This is a genomic window from Anaerovirgula multivorans (genome assembly GCF_900188145.1).
Lineage (GTDB): Bacteria > Bacillota > Clostridia > Peptostreptococcales > Natronincolaceae > Anaerovirgula > Anaerovirgula multivorans.
The window spans coordinates 13,743-32,988 of the sequence record NZ_FZOJ01000041.1; the positions used below are offsets into that span (position 1 = coordinate 13,743).

Sequence of the window (19,246 nt, forward strand, 5' to 3'; positions counted from 1 at the left end):
GAGTGAAGTAATGAATAAAAAAAGGAAAAAAATCTTAAATACTAATTTTGTATTGTTCCTAGTTGGTAGAATGATATCAGATTTAGGCAATAGTGTACAAATGATGATTATGCCACTATATATCATAGATGTTGGAGGCTCAGCCGCTACAATTGGATTATTTTCCTTCTTGTCACTACTACCAGCCCTGATCATCTATCCCTTTGCAGGAGTAATTGGAGATAGGATGAATAGAAAAATGATTATGGTAGTAACAGACATTATTAGTGCAGGTGTCATATTAGCGTTGGGGCTTATCTCATATTTGGGATTCATGAGGATTTCTATATTATTAATAGTTCAGGCAGTGATTTCCTTATTGAACGGTTTGTTTGAACCAGCTACAAGGGGAATGCTGCCCCAACTTGTTGATAAAGAGGAGTTGACACAAAGCAATTCTACCGTTGCATCTATGAGGAGTATATCGATTATGCTAGGACCAGTGATGGGCAATGTTAATATTTTCTATTTTGCTTTTCCCGAAGAGTTTAACTGTGTTGGGAAATGATACAATAGGATACTTGGCTTTATTGGCAGGAGTGCTGAGCCTTTTTAGTCTTGCCAATATATTTATATCTGTGCCTGTGCAAACTTATATACAAAAAGAAACACCAGATGAATATATGTCTCGGGTATTTTCTTTGGTCAGTATGATTTCTAGAGGGGGCATGCCCCTTGACGCATTAGTATATGGAATTTGTTCTTGAATGGGTTGAAATGCATTGGACAGTATTGATGGCTGCCTTATTGATGATGGTGATTTGTAATGTGTTCATATCTTTGTTAATAAAGGATTACAAAATGCAAAGGCCATATTAATATTTAAAAAGAGAAAACAAAGGTTGATATCTGCTGTGTATGAAAAATGAAGAGGATCATATTTATGAGACACAAGAAAAAATGATTGAAGTTAATTAATTAAGATGAAAGGTGGTTTTTCTGCCTTTAGATGACAATAATAAAATGAATATTTGGAGGAAATGAAAATGAATACACTTAAAGTTAAACAATTAGCAAATAATAAGGGATTGGATATCTTAGAAGACACGATAAAAATTAATGAGTCTGGAGTTGATTTTCTAGTAGCTCATGCCAAAGTACAAAACGGCGATAAATGGATACTAAGGATTCCACGTAGACCACAATCCATGAGACATGCTCTACAAGAGAAAAAAGCGTTAGATATCATAAATAACTATGCAAGCTTTCAAGTTCCCGATTGGTCTATCTGCTCAGAAGACTTAATTGCATATAAGCAGCTAAGTGGTATTCCTGCTGCTACTATTGACGTTGAACAACAAGGTTATGTATGGAGTTTTGATGAAACCAATGTACCATCTGAATATTACTACTCATTAGGAAAAGCTCTAGCAAATTTACACTCATTACCTCAAGATGAATTAAAAAATATCGGTGTTGAAATTTTGGGAGCTAGTGAGCTAAGAGCCTCCATGAAACAGCGAATGGAACGTGTGAAAGAAAAATATCATGTCAACCCAAATTTATGGGACCGCTGGCAAGCATGGTTAGCTGAAGACTCTCTTTGGCCGTCTCATGTAGGGGTAAAACATGGAGATCTACATCCAGGTCATATCCTTATTGATAAGAACAATCATGTTACTGGATTAATTGATTGGACAGAAGTAGGGATAGCTGATGTGTCTGTAGACTTCATGTCCCATTATTTACTCTTTGGTAAAGATGGACTGAAAAAGTTAATCGACGCTTATGATAATGCCGGAGGTAAAACTTGGGCAAGAATGGATGATCATATTGTTGAACTTCTAACAACAAGTGGCATCACTGTTGCAGAATACGCTCAAGTGTCAGGTATGAAAGACATGCATGAGACAGCTGCACACATGTTTGCAAGTGATAGTTAATTCACGTGACAAGTATAATTGCTTTGAAATCGAGAGATTAAACAAAAAGGAGCGTGAAGCAAATGAAGAACAAACAAGTTACTATACAGATAGGTCGAGTAATGACTGAAGGTGATGAACTTTACTATGAGGTACGAGGCCAAGGGGAGCCGCTGTTGATGATTTCTCCCGCTGGGGGAGATGGATGGCATTATTCGTGTGTTGCGGATATCTTGGCAGATGAATATAAAGTTATTCTATATGATCGCCGTGCCAATGCTCGAAGTACAATAAACAATCCCCAGAATTTTGAAATCAGCCAACAAAGCCGTGATGCAGTGGCTGTGCTTCGGGCAGCTGGCGAAGAAGCTGCATCAGTTTTTGCACTTAGTAGCGGTATAGAGAGCTAATTATTCGATGTTGTTAATATAGTTCTATAGTCTTTTCATGTCAAGATGATAAATAACCATAAGCGTCTATTGGGCAAAGGATAGCAGGAATGGAAAAGTATTTTTCACCACCATTTGATATAATGGACCTAGTTAATTAAGGAGAGTAGGAGGATTATGATGAAGTGGTTGGAAATTGGTACTTTAACTGTCGATGATAAGAAAAAAGCACTTCTTTTAAATTTGCATGAAGGATATGAAAAAGCATTGAATAAGTTGGATATGTTTTCCCATTGCATGCTGTATTGCCTTCTGGAAGATAGGATTGAAGTGTATGTGACAAAAATTCTTGAAATGAGTGAAAAGACAGGACAGCTCATACTCAAAATACCTGCGATTAATATACAGCACCCACAAGAAAAGACAGAGGATTTAAAAATATTGGAAAAGGTAAAAGTCTCAGGACAACTCGTAGATATAAAACCCTATTTTCCAGCTGAAGAGGTTGTATTGGAGGCAGACGAACCTAAGAAAAGGTTTTGTTTAAATTATGCTGATCATGTAGTCGGAGAGTATACCATGTATGGGAACAGAAGGATGATTCAACTCTATAAGGATGTTTTGGATGAAATGGAACCAAACATGGAACTCACAGAATTCATAAAAAAAGGCGATTACATCAGAGTGTTATGGTGGTTTCACCGTTTTGATAAAGACTCCTTTCGCAGAAAGCGTATGTGCAATCCTCCATATAATAATTCCCCTAGAACGGGGATATTTGCAACAAGATCACCGGTTCGACCAAATCCTGTAGGTTCGACTATTGTTCGAGTGCAGCAGGTAGATTATTACAATAGAACCATTGATATCGAAGGATTTGACGGGTTTCAGGGAACGAAAATATTCCAGATTATGTTCTACCAGCCATCAATAGACAGAGTTGAGGGAGCAACACTTCCTTCATGGGTATCTCATTGGACCAAATATAAAAACTTTGACAGAGCAAAAGAGATAGTAGTGCCACCTGAAGAACATCAACTGGAAATGATTACAAATGAAGAAAATGATGTTTTTTGTGCTGAGCTTGAGACAAATCTTGACATAGAAGATGAATATGATAATCAAGAGATACATGTACACAACGCTCGTATTCATAATTTAAAAAATGTGTCCGTATCCATTCTGAAAAATAGCATCATCTTAATCACCGGGGTTAGTGGAAGTGGTAAATCCAGTTTAGCCTTTGATACGATTTTTGCTGAGAGTCAAAAGCAGTTTACGGATTTGGTACTCTCAAATCAGATGTTGAATGATACATTTTCTGATGTGTACGTAGATAAGATAACCGGGTTGCAGCCATCCATAGCCATTGAACAACGAACTTTGGGGATAAATCCTAGGTCTACGGTAGGATCAGTAACAAAGATTGCAGATGTTTTGAAACTTTTATTTGCTACCATAGGTAAGCGAGTATGTCCGTCGTGCCATCAAATTGTTGATGACAGCAATGTTTGTAAAGGCTGTGGTGCCATCTTGTTTGACAGAACGCCACAAGTTTTCAGTTACAATCATCCGGATTATATGTGTCCCGTTTGTAAGGGATTGGGAGTGGAGATGGGTATTGATGAGGAGAAGATTGTTGAGCATCCGGAGAAATCGCTATTAGACGGTGCTTCATCATTATATGGTGATTTAAGAAAACATAGGAAGAAACCTAATGCAAACTGGATGCGAGGTGAAATTTTAGCGTTAGCTGATGATATGAATGTAGATCTGGAATTGCCTTTTTACCAATTATCTGAGGAATTTAAGCAACAATTCTTCTATGGTTCAAATGGACGTGAAGTTAGTTTGGTTTATGAAAATTCAAAGGGAAGGAGCGGGGTTATCAGAAGACCTGTAGAAGGCGCTGTAAATCTTATTGAGAGATTAGCTCATGATACTAAATCTACAAGAAGTACTGATCAGGTAACACGATTTATGTCTAAAAAGACTTGTAGTCGTTGTAAAGGAGAACGTCTGCTTGAAGAAGGTAGATTAGTGAATATTCAAGGGTACAGATATCCAGAAATTGTAAGCTTAAGTATCGAGAGGTTACGTGAATGGTGCCATAGGATTTATGAGCAACTTATCAAGGAACAACAGGATAAAACAAGGATGATTTTTATAAAGCTTAATCAAAGACTCAAAAGAATACAAAGTGTAGGTTTAGGCTATATAACATTAAATAGAAGTGTACCTAGCTTATCTGATGGAGAAGCTCAGCGTTTAAAATTGGCAACTCAGTTTGGTACCGGTCTTTCTAATATTCTTTATATCATGGATGAACCTTCAAAAGGATTACATCCTAAGGATTACCGATTTTTGATGGATGTTATTGTGGATTTAAAGAAGCATGGTAACACCGTTATTTTAGTGGAACATAAGAAAAGCTTTTTGACCATTGCCGACATGCATCTTCATATGGGGCCAAAAGCAGGACGATATGGAGGAGAACTGGTTTCTGTACATCATCGAAAAGAGATTGAAAATCAACTTATATTACAAGACTGTAGCGATGACATTGACACTATTAAAGTTATTGATAGTGTATCCCTGGATAACAACAAAGCAATAAAGGACACCTATATTCAACTAAAAGGAGTTACCACCAATAACTTGAAAAATGTTGATGTTGCAATACCAATCGGGATGATGACAGCAGTTATAGGTGTTAGTGGTTCTGGAAAAAGCAGTCTTATTTCAAAGACTCTGTATCCATACATTATGAGTACATTGGGAAGAATCGTTGAAGAGAAGGGGACTTTTCAAAAGGTAATCGATACAGAATCCTTTGAAGATGTCTGCTATGTGAATCAGAAAGCAATTGGTAGTAATTCAAGATCGAATCCGGGAACTTATACAGGTGTGTTTGATTTAATAAGACAATGCTATGCGGATACTCAGCAGGCGAAAAAGATGAATCTGTCAAAAGAATACTTCAGCTTTAATTCTAAAAAAGGGCAATGCCGGGAATGTAGTGGTCTTGGAGAAGTGGTAGTGAACATGCATTATATGGATGATTTATATGTTCCTTGCAACAAATGCCATGGAAAAAGATATTCTAAAGAGGTGTTGAAAATTAGAAGAAAGGACTTTTCCATAGGAGACATCCTTGATATTGAGATTCACGATTTGCTAGAAGTTTTTCAGGAAGAAAAGGAAATTGTCAGGCAGCTTTCTATGCTTAATAAAGTTGGTTTAGGTTACCTTAAGCTTGGTCAAAGTGCTTCTACTTTATCAGGCGGTGAAGCACAAAGAATAAAGTTGGCTAAAGAGTTATATAAAAAGGAGTGTAAAAACATCCTGTATATTCTGGATGAACCAACTACTGGTCTTCATGAAGAAGATGTTGAAAAGGTCATAGATGTTCTAAAAGAACTGAAAGAAAAAGGTGCTACAATCATTATTATAGAACATAACCTTAAAATGATAAAGAAATGTGATTACATTGTTGAACTTGGACCTGGGGGTGGTGTTCAAGGGGGTCATATCCTTCAAGCGGGGTTTCAAAAGAGCTGATAGCTTTGTATGAAAAATAAGCCATGATCATTGTCATGGCTTATTTTTGCTTTTTTATCAAACAATCGCTTTTGATGAAGTGGTGTTTAATATGATATGATGAATCAAAAGAGTGAAGGAGACTTCATATGAATGGAAACAATAAGAGTCCTTATGTTGAACAAATCAATAAAGTGCAAGATTATATAGAAAACCACCTGGATGAATCTCTTACAGTAAAACATTTGTCTCAAATAGCTAGTTTTAGCGAGTATCATTTTCAAAGAATATATGGTTTTATGACCGGGGAAAGCTTATATGGATTCATTAAGAGGATACGATTGGAAAAAGCAGCGCATATGCTTTTGTCTGATAAAGAGCGACCTATTATAGACATTGCCATGAGTGTAGGATTTTCTAATCAAAACTCTTTTGCAAAAGCCTTTAAATCTAAATATGGAGTCTGCAGTAGTAGTTATCGAAAAACAAATGGTACTGTAAGTAAGACTGATTTTGTCAATGTGTACTTAGATAATCAGAATATGATAATAGCTCCTCTGAAGATTGAAATACGAAGAGAGCAGGGAATCAAGCTGATTTATACCAGATATACAGGACCATACAAGGGAGACAGTGAACTTTTTTCTAATTTGTTTCATAAGCTTTATCAATGGGTAGATCAAAGGAGTCTAATCTCAGCAAGCTCAAGATGGTTCGTTATCTATCATGATTTTGGGAAAGAAACAGATGAAGATCAGTTACGGCTTAGTGTCTGTATGTCTGTCGATAGAAATGTTGCAGCAAGTGAAGATATTGGCATTATAAATCTTCATGAAGGGCAGTATGCTGTTGGAAGTTTTATGGTAGAACCAAGTGAATACAGTAAAGCCTGGTATTATATGTATGGCAAATGGCTTCCGACAAGTGGTCATAAACCAGATGACAGATTTTCTCTTGAACATTACCCTAAAGTGGAAGAACAGGGAGGCAAACGTCTAGTAGAGATTTATATACCGATTGTTTGAGAGTGGCTCAACAAGTATTAATCCGATATTGTGGAAATGGTACTGGGTTATAGTGGGAAAAAATTTTAAATATTCCCCAGAGGGGGTACTTATTTTTCTGCAAAATATTATCACCATTCTATCAAAACCCACGTGGAAACGTGTATAATAGAAGAAAAGTCTGTAAGGAGTATGAATATGAACTCTGAAATTATAATGTACCAGACCGAAGATGGTTTGACAAAAATAGAAACTACTTTTGACAATGATACCGTTTGGCTGTCCATTGATCAAATGGCTGAATTATTTCAGCGAGATAGAAGTGTGATTGGTAAACATATAAGAAATATTTTTAGAGAAGGTGAACTTGAAAAAAGTTCAGTGTGGGCAAAATTTGCCTACACTGCTTCTGACGAAAAAGATTATCAAGTTGATTATTATAATTTAGATGTAATTATTTCTGTGGGCTATCGTGTAAAATCCTTGCGAGGCACACAGTTCAGAATTTGGGCTAGTAATGTTTTAAAAGAATATTTGAAAAAAGGATTCGCCATGAATGATGATAAAAAAGAAAGAATTAGTACATGTCGATGCTGAAGGCGTTTTGATGATAAAAGACTGTATTTTGATTCAGCAGTTTACAGGTAAAACCTATACCTACAGAGCAGTGAACCATTTGAATGGAAAACAGCAATACTTGTTCTACAAAAAATCACCTGTAACTAAAGAAAACCATGGGGATATTGCTGGACAAATGATGGTACTACCATTCTTCAATGTAGATTACCCCAAAGATGGACCTGCAATGGTTGAACATATATTCAGGAAAGTATTTCCGTCGTATGGATATACCGTTCGAGATGAACAGATTAATTTAGCTAAGCACATGTATGAGACTTTATGTAATGGAAAAATCTCATTAAGTGATGTACCGGTTGGGTTAGGTAAAACCCATGCCTATCTGGTTGCGACTATAGTTTATAAGTTATTTCATAAGACAGAGTCATTGAAGCCAGTGATTATTTCAACATCAAGCATTGAGCTTCAAAGAGCGGTTATGAAGGATTATATTCCAGAGATTTCAAAGATGCTGATGGCACATGGTATTATCAATAGCCCTGTGACGTGTGTCTTAAGAAAGGGAAAAGAGAATTATCTGTGTGATCATCGACTGAATGATTATGTATCTACACTTGATCCTGATAAGAAAAAGAACAGTGAATACCTGGCTTTGACTGAGCTGGTCGAGAGCCAAGAAATTGATCTGGATGAAGTTAAAGGTATCAGCAACTATGATAAGCGAAAGATTTGCGTCAATAATAATAGCTGCATGACGTGTAAAAAGCAAAGCAGATGTCGCTATCAGAAATATATGAAGCAAGCGAAAAGGATAGGATATGACTTTCAGATATGCAATCACAATTATTTTTTAGCTGATGTCTTAAGAAGGAAAAGAGGATTATCTGCTCTTTTTCCTGATTACACCCATGCCATTATAGATGAAGCACATAAATTGAAAGATGCTGCCAACCAGATGTATGGCACTTCAGTTAGACAAGATGAAGATACTGAAAAATACAAGACCATCATCACTCAACGAGCTAGAGTGTTTTTAAATCGAGTTGTTGTGAATTTAGAGGAAATTCTTAGATTACTTCCAGAAAAAGATAGAAAGCTGGTGGCAGATATTAAACGAAATATTCGCCAGATGAAAATCTTTAATTGTAGTGATATCATTTATTGGCTTGAAGAGCCTTTTTCGAAAGGTCAAACCACACTAGCATCGGTTCCGATTACTTTAAGTAAAGAACTTGGGCAAGATCTATGGACAAACGACATTTCCTTTCTTTTGACATCAGAGACCATAGCAGTTGATAGAGATTTCAATTATGCAAAGAATGAATTGGGAATGAAGCAAGTTCACAAAGATCGGATTATTGAAATAAGTAAAGGAACACCTTTCAATTTTAAAGAAAATTGCTTGCTGTATGTAGCTGAAAATATGGAATATCCGGATTATGATAATCCAAAGTACATTGCCAGCATTACTGATGAGGCCGAAAGATTGATTCGAACATCCAATGGACATGCTCTGGTCCTGTTTACTTCGGATAAGCCGTTGAGGCTTGTGTATCAAAATCTCAATGAAAGAATAACGGACATTCCACTGTTTCAAATGACAAGAGGCAGATCAGATGCGCTTAATGCATTTAGAGCAAGTGGAAAAGGCGTTTTGTTTGCGACAGGTAGTATGTGGGAAGGGGTTAATATTCCAGGGGGATATCTTATCTCATTTAATTATTGTAAAATTACCATTTCCAATGCCTGATCCAATCAGTGAATACGAGAAGACTTGTTACAGTTCTATTGACGATTACTTGAATTCAGTTCTGATTCCTCAGATGCTAATTAAACTCAAACAAGGTGCTGGTCGTTTGATTAGAAACGAGACAGATACAGGTATCATATCGATTTTGGATTCAAGAGCAGGTGCAAATGGTAAATACCACGATGCTATCTTGGCAGCATTGCCTAAATGCAGTATTACATCGGATATTCAAGAGATCAAGCAATTTTTAAGGCTGATGAAAGACAAGACATATTTTGAATGATTGTAGGTTTACAAGGGTTAGATGAACTCTTGTTTTTTTATATTAAATTTGAGCTAAATCAATGGCGTCATATAAAGGAGGACATAGAAATGGATGATATTTTAAAGTTTTGTGAGTAAATGGCATTACTAAATCAACTAAAGAATAAGAAACTGATTACAATCATTGAGTATGATAAAATCAAGCTCTATATAAAGAAGAAATATAAGATTGGCGTTTATGCTATGGATTCATAATTTGCTTCTTGAAACTCTCAAAGAACAGTTGAAATATAAATTGTACTTTTGAGTGTTCAAGTTAAGAAAATTGACATACTATATTATTAGAAGTTGATTTTTGTATCAAACAGTGATACAATTCATAAGACGATAATATGAATTCGTTATTGTAATAAAAAAAACAATTAATTCAATTGAATAAAAGTATCAATATATGATATAATATAAAAGAAAGGAGGCGTGATTATGTCTAAGTTTATTCAAAATCTTAATGATTATATTGAGCATTATAATATAAAGAATAGCTTTATTGTCAAACTTACAGGGATTGAGAAAAACAAGTTTTCACGACTTCTTAACGGCAAACAAGATATACAATATGAGGATATGGAGAAAATTGCTAATAGTCTGGGTAAAGAAATAAGTTATTTCATGCAAGAAAATCTTATGTTAACTCAACCTCAATATGAGGAGTCAACGTCAATTGCATTTTATATGGGAGCGGTTGATGAAGCAAAAAAAGAATTAGCGAATCAAATATTTGATTTTCTAGAACATATTGATGCGGTTTTAGGTATTCAAAAGAAAATTGATCAAGATGCATTAGAGGTGCTTGATTATGAATTTTAGTAGATTTAAAGAGATTATCTTAAAAAACCGTGAATATGAACGAAGTGTGAAAGAAGCAGTAAAAGATTTTCATAGTCAAGTTTTTCTGGACAGTGATATTCCGAAGGTAATGAGAGAAATTGGAAAGAAGCTTGATACTCTAATTATTGAGATTCCAATGAGGGATAGTGATTTTGGAGCGTGTTACTTAGGTACTGGTTATAGTAAGTATCTTCTATTAAATTCAAATCAGCCAAGAAGTAAAATGTATTTTTCTTATTGTCATGACATTTATCACATACTAAATGGAGCGCCCGATTATATAAATGAGAAACGTGAAGTTCATTTCAATCAAGAATATTTTGTAAATGAAAATGAAAGTAAAGCTAATCTTTTTGCTGCGAATCTACTCATGCCTGAAATTGAATTCAATAAGATGTTTGAGTTGTTTAGTGAAGACAATGAAAGAATTGATTATGTTATTGCAAAATTAATGAACTATTTCAATGCACCTTTTGTGGCTGTTTTGATCAGATTATATGAGCTACAAATATTGAAAGATACTGGTATTGTTAAGGAGCTATTAGAGTTTGATGCTGAGAAAATGGAAGAACTATTTGAAGAACTTTGGTTAGATAAGGAGATACTTGAGCCATCGCTAAAAGATGAAATGGGATATCTTTTAGAAACCGTGAAGAGAGAAGGACAAAGGCTTGTGAAAGAAGAGTTACTTTCAGAAGTGAATTTAGAAAGTATAATTAAGAATATTCAGGATCTATATTTGTCGATTAGGGTAAAACGGGATGAGTAAAGTATGTCAAGATATTTCCAATAATTTTAGCGATATCCAAGAATACTTAATAACCGAACCTAGTCAAGTGATTGATCAATTCTTCAAATATCAAAAACATTTTTTTTATGACACATGCTCAATATTACATCATTCAAATGCAAGTTCGAATAGCTTTATCATTGATTTTTTGGCAAATCAAGGAGCAATCATAATTATTACAAGGACTGTTTTAATGGAATTGTCATCCAATAATTTCGAAATTGATCCGATACAAATTGAGTATTTTAGAAAGATAAACATAAGTGGAATTCCAGTTCTATTATTTGATGAGGAAATAGTTCTTGAACTAATTAAGGAGTCACTGACTATCACAGTTGAAGATGCAAACCAACTATTAGGGTTTGCTGTTAAAGAAGTTAGTAAATTTAAAACAGCCATTAATAATATTATCAGGGTTATGGACCCAAATCTAAAAATCAAAATTCTGAATTTAAGGCCTGGAAGTCAAAATTTATATGAACCTTTTTTTCAATTTGCTCGAAGTCAAAAATTTGAAGGGGACAGCTTGGCTGAAGAACTGATTTTAATATTAGTAATTGTACTGACTAAAATTCCTTTTGGTCAATATATACTAATAAGTGATGATTTAAGAATAAGAAATAATGTAATTTCCGTTAACCAATATATTGAAAAGCACCATAATCTAAGAGCTCCTATGCAACTTACAACTTCAAGGTTAGTCTATGAAATGCATAGAAAACAGATTTTAACAGATGAAAATGAAATGATCGAAATTCTGTCGGCATCTTCAAATGGAAATATTAATGTGTTTTGTATGGGAGAAGAAGATATTCAACTTGTTAAGAAATCATTTACTAAAGAAGAATTGTTAAGTAAAATTATATCTGAACCAAACTTTAGTGTTGCGTATTAAAATTTGAAAAAGTTAATAGGATGAGCTATAGCCTTCTTGATTCAATGGATCAAGAAGGCTTCTTCATTATGCAGAAAATAAACGAAACATGGTCTTTTCAGAAGACTCACACCATAACAAAGGAAAAGATTATTATGAAGGAGGAAACATACAAGTTATAGAAGAGAGTAAAAATTCCAGAAGACAAAGGCAGTGGTTTTATGGAAAATCAATTGAGAGTTGCTGCGTACTGGCGTGTCAGTACCGATTCAGAAGAACAAAAAACAAGCTATCAATCCCAAGTACTTCATTATAAACAGTTAGTAGAAACAAAGCCTGAATGGGATTTAGTAGACATTTATGCTGATGAAGCGATATCAGGGACACAAACCAACAAACGTATGGATTTCCAGCGTATGATCAATGATGCTGTTGACGGAAAGATCGATATGATTATCACTAAGTCTATATCTCGTTTTACTAGAAACACCTTAGACACACTAAAGTATGTGAGGTTATTAAAGGAAAAAAATGTAGCAATCATGTTTGAAAAGGAAAACATTAATACCCTAACCATGAACGGTGAAATGCTTCTGGTTATCTTAAGTTCACTGGCCCAACAGGAGAGTGAACCCATTTCAGCAAATGTCACCTTGGGACTTGAAATGAAAATGAAACGTGGTGAGATGGTAGGCTATAATGGTTGTTTGGGATATGATTATGATCCTGAAACAAAGAGCATATCTATTAATGAAGAAGAAGCCGAGATTGTCAGATATATCTTCAATCGATATGTTGAAGGTGCTGGTTGCTTTGTAATTGCAAAAGAACTTTCAAAACTGGGGTATAAGACAAGGAAAGGTAGTACACGATGGCATGAAAGCACTGTTCGCGGTATCATAAAGAATGAAAAATACAAAGGGGCTCTTCTTCAAGGAAAAACCTTTACAGTTGACCCCATTACTCATAGAAGGCTAGACAACATGGGGGAGAGGGAGCAATTCTACATTAAAAATAATCACGAACCTATCATTTCAGATGAGATGTTTGAAAGAGCCCAGTAAATTTTAAGAATGAGGAGCAGTAAACACGGTACGAAGCACGACTCAAGAAAATATAGCAGAAAGCACTCATTTAGCAGCATATGTACATGTGGGTTCTGTGGTGGAACGTATATTCGCCGAGTTTGGCACCATGGAACAGATCATGAAAAGCCAGCATGGTAATGTGGTAATGCCATAAAAAATGGTCGAAAAGAATGCTCTCACTCTAAAGGTGTTCATGAGAGCTTTTTGGAAGAAGCATTTGTTAGTGCATATAACAAGATTCAGCTCCTAAATACAACTGACATTGAAGAATTCCTTAAGAACATCGAGGAAGCCTTGGATGTTACGCATTGGATGTTACGCAATTGAGAGAAGAAGTTGATGGTCTTACAGCTCAAATCAGAAAACTCGAAACAAAGTCTCAAACACTTGTAGAGATGAGATTGGAGGAGAAAATAGCTAAAGAAGATTATGATAAGAAATATAGTGCTATTGAAGCTGAGCTTAAAGATCTTAGAGATCAAAGAAATGAAAAGTATGAAGCGCTTCAAGGTGAGAAATCTATCAGTACAAGAATCAATTACTTCAGAAAAGCATTTGATCATGAGATCCAGATGGACGAATTTGATCGTGACATACTAGAAAGCTTGGTTGATAAAGTGGTTGTTGGAGCAATGGATGAAGAAGGAAATCCGAATCCATATGCCTTGACGTTTGTATTCAAAGCAGGTGTTAAGTTCACTAAGGAATTCTACGAGAAAATTGCCAATAAATCTGATAAAATGGAAATAGAAAATCTGTCTACATATGCAACTGACGACAAGCAACTTGCGTATACTTACGCCCCTAACAAGGCAGGTGGCGGCTGGGGTATGCGCATGCTTAGTGCAAATGGCGCAGGGGCTATTGAAAATAATACAGCCTATGATCATGAATATAGGGTCAATACCGATGTCATTACTTCTGTACGCATTTATGCCAGCGATGATATTACACCAGACAACCGTCACGTGAGTGAAGCAGCTTATAATAATCCTGTAAAGAATACAGCAACTGTGACGATTTCAACCAATGGTTATTCTAAAAGTACTGAAATTGTCATGCCAAGTGGCAGTTCTCAACTTGTATGGTTGAAGTGGCGAACACCAAGTACATCACAGGATGTAACGGTTCACGTGAGTGTTACTGGAAATAGCGCTGCTAGAATTGATGGCACGAGCCGAAATGCCACGTTAACCTGTAGAGTTGTGGATTTAGGTTTAAACCCACCGCCAAATCCAACAGTAATAGATAGAAATGATGGTTTTAGAGTGCCAAATCTGCCAGTAAAAGCGGAAAAGACATCAGCCCATTGGGGGATTTATAGTAGCACTTGGATTCCTAAATGGGTATGGCATCCAAAATGGGAGTGGGAATCCGATTGGGATTGGGTCAGTACAGAAGATGGTGGTTACTGGGAGGATAATGGTAGCTGGGTTGACAATGGAAAATGGAAAGATGAAGGTTCATGGCAGTTTGATTACACCAGTTATACAGCAAGCTTAACGGGACAAATGCGACTTACACCGGACTCTAAAGTACCAACAGCTCAAAATAGTACCATGAAATCAGGCTATGGCGTAAACATCAATATCTCAACAACGCCTCATACTAATGCACCTAGTTCTCATGTCACTTCTGCGCAAAATGCCATTTCCTATTTTCCGGAGTTTGCTTATGAGACGTACTGGCGAAAGCTTCAGCTTATGGGATATGGTCAGTTTCAGTTTGAAGAAAATAAGTATTCTACGTATAGAAATCGTGTTCATTTTACGCCAATTTGGTACCCTGATGAAACTTATCGGGTGTACACAGAAATTATAGATATGTGGACCCCTGATGGCATGCTTAGAATCAACTTAAATGACGATGTGACCATTCGTGGAGATTTGTATCAGGACTGGCATATTGGACCTAAATAGAAGGGGGTGTAGCATTTGGATCCAGTAACAGGAAAAGTAATTACTAAAGCAGTTATGACAGTGGCTACGAATAAGAAAGTTAGAAATGCAGTGATTATTGCTGCTATGACACCAATGATTATTGTCTTAATGGTCTTAAGTTCACCGTTTGCTATTTTCTTTGCATTAAGAGATGGGGGGACGTCTACCCAAGACGTTCCTGTTATGGTAATTATGAACGAACTTAAATCTGAGTTTGAAAACGAAATTCAAAGAGAACTGGATGATCCAGAGGTAGATGAAGTTCATGTGATTTATATGGGAAGTGAGGACAATGAGCCCATAGACAATTGTGTGGATGTTTTATATATTTTTTCGACAAAATACAACATTGCAGGAGAAGTATCGGAGCAAGTGGCACTTTTATCTGACAAGCAAGTTTTAAATCTCAAATCCATCTACTATGATATGAATGTCATCACCACTGAAAAAGAAGTGGTCACAGAAACATTAACAAATACAACAACGGATGATGATGGCAATGAAGTGACAGAAACCAAGTCCATTACAAAAATAATTAAGATCATAACCATCGATTCATTAACAGCAGATGAAGCCTTCATACTCTATGGGTTTAATGACGTGCAGATGCAGGTTGTTGAAGAAATGAAAAAGAGTGGTTTATCGGTATTTTTCTTAGAACACGATATGCCTATGCTTTTATCAGCAGAGGAAATTACAAAAATACGAAGTTATTTACCCAATGATTTTAAGTTGGATAGAGGTGAGATAGTAAGTGTGGCAGAAAGTATTGTTGGAAAGGTGCCTTACTTTTGGGGAGGAAAAAGCCTTGCACAAGGGTGGGATAGTCGTTGGGGAACGCAGATGGAAGTCACTTCTGCTGGAAGCAAATCGACAGGAACAACGAGGCCATTTGGTTTGCTCAGGCTATATCACGTGGGTATTTGCTAATATAGGTCTGCCTCTTGATACCATTGAGGCAACAATTGGACATGGAACAACTAAACAATGGAATGTTTCAAGCAGCATTTCAGAACACATGGTATTGCCCGGGGATTTAGCTTTTTTAGCAATCCCCGGATCTGTAAAAGTGAATCATGTAGGTATAGTAGTTGGACGAGATGCTGATGGCAAAATATTAGTGGCCCACTCTGCATCGGGTGCTAATGGGGTGATTGTTACCACTGCTGAAAGTACTGGGTTTTTATATTATAGAAGGCCAGCTATCTTAATTGAACACTAGAGGAGGCTCAGAATATTATGATGTTACCTATAATTATGATTTTATTTTGTGCTATCGCAGGAGCGGTAGCCTTTTTCTTTTTAAAAAGAACCCATCAGCCAAGCAAAGATCAAATGAGTGAAAATCAAAAAACAGCCAATGAGTTTGTCAATGTGAAAGATATCCATGACCGTTTCTTATATACAAGGGATGGACAAATCATCGCTTACATCAAAATTAATCCTATAAGCATTGATCTGTTTTCAGATAGTGAAAAAAAGCTGATTTGCAAGGTGCTTACAGCAGAACTTTCAAGTATTCAAAAGCCTTTTAAATTCTTAGCGTTATCAAGACCAGTGGATATCACGCCACTTGTCAATGAATATACGACGCTTTTATCAGAGACTACAGACCAAAAGCAAAAAGAACTCCTTAGAAATGAAATCATAGAAATCAGTAATTTTGCCATGAGTGGAGAAGTGATTGAAAGGAATTTTTTCCTTATGCTTTGGAGCAAATATCGAGAAGGGGTAGAGTCTGAACTTATCAAAGACTGTAAAGAAATGATCCAAAAGTTTGAAAGTGCGAATATCAGCTGCGATGTGATTAGGGAACAAGAGATTGTTAGGTTATGCAATCTTGTAAATAATCCTGCATATATTTATTTTGAGTAGGATGTTTTATGAATTAAAATATGGTTATAATAAATGATATAAAAACAAAAATTAGAAACAAAATGTATCGAATTTTAATAATAAGTTTACAAATCAAGGGTTTTGTGATATGATTTATTATAATCGGAGGTGTATGTAATGAAAAATACTATGATTCGCATAAAAGAAGCTGAACTTTATAATATAAAAAATGTTGAATATGGAAGAATAGATTTTCCAAATGATAATGCTTTATCTAATAAATTAATACGTTCTGAGATCCTTGGTATATATGGTCAAAATGGATCAGGTAAAACAGCATTTGTTGATGCCATGTGGCTTATCAAACACCTTATTAGTGGAAAAGAGCTACCTAAAAACACAGGTGACTATATTTTTGAAGGAGAAGAAACAGCCACGATCAAACTTGGTTTTGATTTGACACAAGGTAACTATGATTATCAGATTTTCTATGAAGTAGATATTGAAAGAATAGATAAAAACAAAGCTAAAGTCATTAGAGAAAATTTAGCGTACAAAGAGTCTGTTGATGGTGCTTGGAAAAGTAAAGCCGGAATTATTGATTATGACGTGAGAAACAAAGAACATGCTTTTAAACCGGTAAAAAACTATCGTTTACTCACTTCAAATAATGCTGATGTTCAAATTGATTTGGGTGTTGCGAAAAAAATGTCAGATAAAAACAGTACCTCTTTTGTTTTCAGCAGTGAATTGGAAGATATCATTAAGAAAAGCGATGCTTTTAAAAACTACACAGACATAATTCTAGCTCTTAAGCATTATGCCAACGTTAATCTGTTCATCATAAAGAATCATCATTCAGGAATGATTAACATGAATGTTTTAATTCCCTTTAGTTTCAGGTTGTTGGATGAAAAAAAAGTGACACAGGGAGATTTGCCAATCGGTCTGTTAAAGCCATCGATCGTACCTGAAGATGTATATAATGTTGTGGTTAAAATCATTGACCAGATGAATATTGTCCTTGAGACGATTGTCCCAGGTCTTAATATTGGCCTTAAAAACCATGGTAAACAACTTAGAGAAGATGGTAATGAGGGGATCCGAATTGAACTCATCTCCATAAGAGATGACATAAAAGTTCCTTTAAAGTATGAATCGGATGGTATCAAAAAAATCATCTCCATATTGAGTACGTTGATAACAATGTTTAATAACCCTACAGTCTGTATGGTTGTTGATGAATTGGATGCCGGTATTTTTGAATATTTACTCGGTGAGGTTCTTCAGATTATCAGTGAAAATGGAAAAGGACAACTGATTTTTACTTCTCATAATTTAAGACCACTAGAAATGCTGGATACAAGTTCAATCATATTTACAACAACAAATTCTAAGAATCGATATATGCGGTTTGCAAATGTGAAGAGCAATAATAATCTGAGAAACTTGTATTATCGAAGCATCAATCTTGGAGGACAAAAAGAGGAAATCTACAAAGAGACCAATAGCTTTGATATCAGTCGTGCTTTCAGAATTGCTGGGAGGGTGATTGATGAAAACTAAAAAGGTCATTCTGTTTATTGTAGAAGGTGTCACAGATAAAACATCATTAGGTGGTATTATTGATAAGTTGATTTCGTCGAATCTGGTAAGGTTCTACATAACCGGAGGCGATATTACCAGTGATCGCTTTTCAAATAACTCTAATGCTATTGCCAAAGTCAATGATCATGTTAAAGCTTTTTTGACACGAGAATTAGGAATTAAAAAAAGCGATATCATTCAGATCGTTCATTTAGTTGATATGGATGGTGCATATATTGATGGTGATCAAGTACAAGTTGAAGCTGTAGAAGAATTTATTTATTCCGAATCAGCTATTATTGCAAACTCTTTAGAGCGTGTTATTGAAAGAAATAGTAGAAAACAGCAAGTCATTAATCGATTATCACTCTGTCCGACCATATCGGGCATACCGTATAACATGTATTATTTTTCTTGCAATCTTGAGCATGTGTTGCATAATGAAATAAACTTATCGGATGACTTGAAGATGGTGTATGCGGAACGATTTTCAGACGCCTATTATAAGAAAGAAGCGAAGTTTATTGACTTCATTCGCAATGAACAATTTGCCGTAAAAGGGGATTACAAAGAGACATGGGAATTTATAAAAATAAGAGGGAATTCCCTTAAACGATATAGCAATTTTCATTTGTTTTTTGAGTAAAGATGTTGAATTAATTGCGTATTAACACGAGAAAACACAGCACTTTGATGTTGTGTTTTTTTCATGCATAGAAATGATAACTCGTGATAGTAAAATATAGTACTTATAGTACTCGAACAGATGTAATTCTTTGTTTGAGTATATACAAAACTCGTGGTCTGTACTCATAG

At 35.5% G+C, this 19,246-nt stretch carries 19 protein-coding genes; all 19 read left to right on the forward strand.

The genetic code is table 11. From position 1 onward, the window contains the following. Positions 1–10 precede the first annotated feature (10 nt). On the forward strand, positions 11–547 hold the full coding sequence (locus CHB72_RS27575) for an MFS transporter (RefSeq protein WP_242975244.1): 537 nt from the start codon (positions 11–13) through the stop codon (positions 545–547). Continuing rightward, entirely contained in the window at positions 534–746 is a 213-nt protein-coding gene (locus tag CHB72_RS27580; protein WP_242975245.1) for a hypothetical protein, read from the forward strand. The genes CHB72_RS27575 and CHB72_RS27580 overlap by 14 nt, the downstream gene beginning before the upstream one ends. 279 nt (positions 747–1,025) lie before the next feature. After that, a complete protein-coding gene (locus CHB72_RS22865; RefSeq protein ID WP_089285188.1) occupies positions 1,026–1,922 on the forward strand; it encodes a macrolide 2'-phosphotransferase in 897 nt (298 codons plus the stop codon). A 155-nt stretch (positions 1,923–2,077) separates the two neighbouring features. Beyond that, a complete protein-coding gene (locus CHB72_RS22870) occupies positions 2,078–2,311 on the forward strand; it encodes an alpha/beta fold hydrolase (RefSeq protein WP_141131554.1) in 234 nt (77 codons plus the stop codon). Between the two features lie 159 nt (positions 2,312–2,470). Then, positions 2,471–5,851: a TrmO family methyltransferase domain-containing protein gene (locus CHB72_RS22875; RefSeq protein WP_176431556.1), complete on the forward strand. Its 3,381-nt coding sequence runs from the start codon at positions 2,471–2,473 to the stop codon at positions 5,849–5,851. A 128-nt stretch (positions 5,852–5,979) separates the two neighbouring features. After that, positions 5,980–6,855, forward strand: coding sequence for an AraC family transcriptional regulator (locus CHB72_RS22880; RefSeq protein ID WP_089285191.1), 876 nt, complete (start codon positions 5,980–5,982; stop codon positions 6,853–6,855). A 177-nt stretch (positions 6,856–7,032) separates the two neighbouring features. Further along, positions 7,033–7,431: a virulence RhuM family protein gene (locus CHB72_RS22885; protein ID WP_330397117.1), complete on the forward strand. Its 399-nt coding sequence runs from the start codon at positions 7,033–7,035 to the stop codon at positions 7,429–7,431. 10 nt (positions 7,432–7,441) lie between these two features. Beyond that, complete coding sequence (locus CHB72_RS27910) at positions 7,442–9,163, forward strand: ATP-dependent DNA helicase (RefSeq protein WP_176431557.1); 1,722 nt, start codon at positions 7,442–7,444, stop codon at positions 9,161–9,163. Then, complete coding sequence (locus tag CHB72_RS27915; RefSeq protein WP_141131558.1) at positions 9,054–9,446, forward strand: helicase C-terminal domain-containing protein; 393 nt, start codon at positions 9,054–9,056, stop codon at positions 9,444–9,446. The genes CHB72_RS27910 and CHB72_RS27915 overlap by 110 nt, the downstream gene beginning before the upstream one ends. Positions 9,447–9,910: 464 nt before the next feature. Next, positions 9,911–10,294: a helix-turn-helix domain-containing protein gene (locus CHB72_RS22895; RefSeq protein ID WP_089285194.1), complete on the forward strand. Its 384-nt coding sequence runs from the start codon at positions 9,911–9,913 to the stop codon at positions 10,292–10,294. Continuing rightward, positions 10,284–11,084, forward strand: coding sequence for an ImmA/IrrE family metallo-endopeptidase (locus tag CHB72_RS22900; RefSeq protein ID WP_089285195.1), 801 nt, complete (start codon positions 10,284–10,286; stop codon positions 11,082–11,084). The genes CHB72_RS22895 and CHB72_RS22900 overlap by 11 nt, the downstream gene beginning before the upstream one ends. After that, positions 11,077–12,000, forward strand: a complete 924-nt coding sequence (locus CHB72_RS22905; protein ID WP_089285196.1) for a transposase — start codon at positions 11,077–11,079, stop codon at positions 11,998–12,000. The genes CHB72_RS22900 and CHB72_RS22905 overlap by 8 nt, the downstream gene beginning before the upstream one ends. A gap of 200 nt (positions 12,001–12,200) precedes the next feature. Next, positions 12,201–13,043 (forward strand): recombinase family protein, encoded by an 843-nt coding sequence (locus CHB72_RS27140; protein WP_207652633.1) that lies wholly within the window; start codon positions 12,201–12,203, stop codon positions 13,041–13,043. A 347-nt stretch (positions 13,044–13,390) separates the two neighbouring features. Continuing rightward, positions 13,391–14,986, forward strand: coding sequence for a hypothetical protein (locus tag CHB72_RS27145; RefSeq protein ID WP_207652634.1), 1,596 nt, complete (start codon positions 13,391–13,393; stop codon positions 14,984–14,986). A gap of 15 nt (positions 14,987–15,001) precedes the next feature. Further along, the gene (locus CHB72_RS26870; RefSeq protein ID WP_176431559.1) at positions 15,002–15,937 is read left to right on the forward strand and encodes a hypothetical protein; all 936 of its coding nucleotides are present in this window, start codon (positions 15,002–15,004) and stop codon (positions 15,935–15,937) included. Next, the gene (locus tag CHB72_RS22915) at positions 15,900–16,229 is read left to right on the forward strand and encodes an NlpC/P60 family protein (RefSeq protein ID WP_176431560.1); all 330 of its coding nucleotides are present in this window, start codon (positions 15,900–15,902) and stop codon (positions 16,227–16,229) included. Before CHB72_RS26870 ends, CHB72_RS22915 begins: the two co-directional genes overlap by 38 nt. Positions 16,230–16,246: 17 nt before the next feature. Then, the gene (locus CHB72_RS22920; RefSeq protein WP_089285198.1) at positions 16,247–16,882 is read left to right on the forward strand and encodes a hypothetical protein; all 636 of its coding nucleotides are present in this window, start codon (positions 16,247–16,249) and stop codon (positions 16,880–16,882) included. Positions 16,883–17,020: 138 nt separating this feature from the next. Beyond that, entirely contained in the window at positions 17,021–18,409 is a 1,389-nt protein-coding gene (locus CHB72_RS22925) for an AAA family ATPase (protein ID WP_089285199.1), read from the forward strand. After that, complete coding sequence (locus CHB72_RS22930) at positions 18,399–19,076, forward strand: hypothetical protein (RefSeq protein ID WP_089285200.1); 678 nt, start codon at positions 18,399–18,401, stop codon at positions 19,074–19,076. The genes CHB72_RS22925 and CHB72_RS22930 overlap by 11 nt, the downstream gene beginning before the upstream one ends. The last annotated feature ends 170 nt before the right edge of the window (positions 19,077–19,246 follow it).

Bases quoted from the DNA above. Each gene is read 5' to 3' on its own strand.
- CHB72_RS27575 (WP_242975244.1), top strand. From the start codon at position 11: ATGAATAAAAAAAGGAAAAAAATCTTAAATACTAATTTTGTATTGTTC.
- CHB72_RS22875 (WP_176431556.1), top strand. From the start codon at position 2,471: ATGAAGTGGTTGGAAATTGGTACTTTAACTGTCGATGATAAGAAAAAA.
- CHB72_RS22880 (WP_089285191.1), top strand. From the start codon at position 5,980: ATGAATGGAAACAATAAGAGTCCTTATGTTGAACAAATCAATAAAGTG.
- CHB72_RS22930 (WP_089285200.1), top strand. From the start codon at position 18,399: ATGAAAACTAAAAAGGTCATTCTGTTTATTGTAGAAGGTGTCACAGAT.
- CHB72_RS22865 (WP_089285188.1), top strand. From the start codon at position 1,026: ATGAATACACTTAAAGTTAAACAATTAGCAAATAATAAGGGATTGGAT.
- CHB72_RS22905 (WP_089285196.1), top strand. From the start codon at position 11,077: ATGAGTAAAGTATGTCAAGATATTTCCAATAATTTTAGCGATATCCAA.
- CHB72_RS27140 (WP_207652633.1), top strand. From the start codon at position 12,201: ATGGAAAATCAATTGAGAGTTGCTGCGTACTGGCGTGTCAGTACCGAT.
- CHB72_RS22900 (WP_089285195.1), top strand. From the start codon at position 10,284: ATGAATTTTAGTAGATTTAAAGAGATTATCTTAAAAAACCGTGAATAT.
- CHB72_RS22925 (WP_089285199.1), top strand. From the start codon at position 17,021: ATGAAAAATACTATGATTCGCATAAAAGAAGCTGAACTTTATAATATA.
- CHB72_RS22920 (WP_089285198.1), top strand. From the start codon at position 16,247: ATGATGTTACCTATAATTATGATTTTATTTTGTGCTATCGCAGGAGCG.
- CHB72_RS27910 (WP_176431557.1), top strand. From the start codon at position 7,442: ATGATAAAAGACTGTATTTTGATTCAGCAGTTTACAGGTAAAACCTAT.
- CHB72_RS22885 (WP_330397117.1), top strand. From the start codon at position 7,033: ATGAACTCTGAAATTATAATGTACCAGACCGAAGATGGTTTGACAAAA.
- CHB72_RS22895 (WP_089285194.1), top strand. From the start codon at position 9,911: ATGTCTAAGTTTATTCAAAATCTTAATGATTATATTGAGCATTATAAT.